This window comes from Acidovorax delafieldii 2AN, assembly GCF_000175235.1.
In the GTDB taxonomy this organism is placed as follows: domain Bacteria; phylum Pseudomonadota; class Gammaproteobacteria; order Burkholderiales; family Burkholderiaceae_C; genus Acidovorax; species Acidovorax delafieldii_B.
The window spans coordinates 1-1,887 of record NZ_ACQT01000433.1; the positions used below are offsets into that span (position 1 = coordinate 1).

At 70.3% G+C, this 1,887-nt stretch carries 2 protein-coding genes; both read left to right on the forward strand.

What is annotated here, in order from left to right; translation table 11 throughout:
* Window positions 1-591, forward strand: a 591-nt coding sequence (locus tag ACDELDRAFT_RS21925; RefSeq protein ID WP_005800797.1) for an alanyl-tRNA editing protein, incomplete at its 5' end; no start/stop codon positions are given.
* Window positions 592-856: 265 nt separating this feature from the next.
* Window positions 857-1,887, forward strand: a 1,031-nt coding sequence (locus ACDELDRAFT_RS21930; protein WP_005800798.1) for a DUF748 domain-containing protein, incomplete at its 3' end; no start/stop codon positions are given.

The window sequence follows — 1,887 nt, forward strand, 5'->3', positions numbered from 1 at the left end:
GACACCCGCAAGGGCAAGGACGAGGCCGGCCTGCCCACCAGCGCCATCGTGCACGTGCCCGCGCCAGGCCAGGAGGACCGCCTTGCCCGGCTCGCGCCCGGCACCGCCGTCACGGCCCGCATCGACTGGGAACGGCGCCACCGCATGATGCGCCTGCACACCACCAGCCACCTGCTGTGCCATGTGGTGCCGCAACTGGTCAACGGCTGCTCCATCACACCCGACTACGCACGGCTGGACTTCGCGATGACCGACCCGCTGGACAAGGAACAGCTCACCGCCGCCATCGCGGCGCTGGTGGCGGCCGCGCACCCGATCACGGTGGCCAGCATCAGCGATGCGGAGCTGGACGCCAACCCCCAGCTCGTCAAGAGCATGAGCGTGCAGCCGCCGCGCGGCACGGGCCGCATCCGCACGATTCGGATCGGCGGCGAGGGCCTCCAGCCCGCCATTGACCTGCAGCCCTGCGGCGGCACGCACGTGGCCAGCACGGCCGAGATCGGCGCCGTAGTGGTTACGCGCATCGAGAAGAAAAGCGCCATAACCCGGCGGGTCACGCTGGGGTTCGCGGGCGGCGCATCGCCTGCCTGAGCAGCTCTTGGCCTTCGCTTGAACCCTCGGCCCTCTGCGCCTTGCGTCGTTGCACAGGCCCCGGGGGCTGCAAGGCATCGAAGGCCACCAACCGGCCGTTGCAACCCCGCCACCTGGCGCCCGCGTCCCCCGGGCAGGGCTGACCTGCATCAAAATGCAACACCGCCGTGGCACGCCGGCACAGCCGCGGCGGGTGGGGATAATCTTGGAGTGACAGGTCCCACCACGGCCTGCGCTGCGTTCTGCCACCTTTCCACGCCCGCCCATGCCATCGCCTTCCGCCCTCGCGTCGCTCGACACACTGCGCCACCACCGCTGGGTCCGCCGCGGCCTGTGGGCCCTGCTGGCGTTGTTGCTGCTGTGGCTGGTGAGCTGGCTCGCGGTGCCCGCGCTCGCCAAGGGCCCGCTCGAACGCATGGCCAGCGAAGCACTGGGGCGGCCGGTCACCGTCGGTGCCATCGATTTCAAGCCCTGGACGCTGGAAATCACCCTGCGCGACATCGCCGTCGGCGGCACCGCGGGCGCCCCGCCGCAACTGGAGATTGCACGCATCTATGCCGATGCCGAGATGCAATCGCTGCTGCGCCTGGCGCCGGTGGTGGACGCCCTCGAGATCGACGCACCCCACCTGCGGCTCACGCACCTGGCCGATGGCCACTACGACGTGGACGACATCCTGGCCCGGCTCAGCACCCCTTCCGGCAAGCCCGACACGGGCCCGGCGCGCCTGGCGCTCTACAACCTGGCGCTGACCGGCGGCGCGGTCGATTTCACCGACCGCACGGTGGACCGCACCCACGCCGTGCGCCAGCTGGCCCTCAAGGTGCCCTTCATCAGCACCCTGCCATCGCAGCGCGAGGTGAAGGTGGAGCCCCACCTGTCGTTTGCCATCGGCGACAGCCGGTTCGACTCGTCGGTGCAGGGCACGCCCTTTGCCCAGACGGGCAAGGGCGATGCCACGGTGAAATGGCAGGGGCTCGACCTCGCGCCCTATCTGGCCTACCTGCCCGCCAGTCTGCCGGTGCGGGTGAAAGGCGCCATCCTCGACATGGACGTGAAGGTGGCCTTCGAGCAGGCGCCGCACCTGGCCGTGAAGCTCACCGGCACGGTGCAGACGCACAACGTGCACATCACCGACCGCGGCGACCAGCCCCTGCTGTCGTACGAACGCCTCACGATCGACATGGCCGACGTGCGACCGCTCGAGCACGTGGTGCGCCTGGCCAGCGTGGAACTGGCGGCGCCCGTGGTGTCGGCCGCGCGCAATGCCGCAGGCGAGATCAACCTGGCCCAACT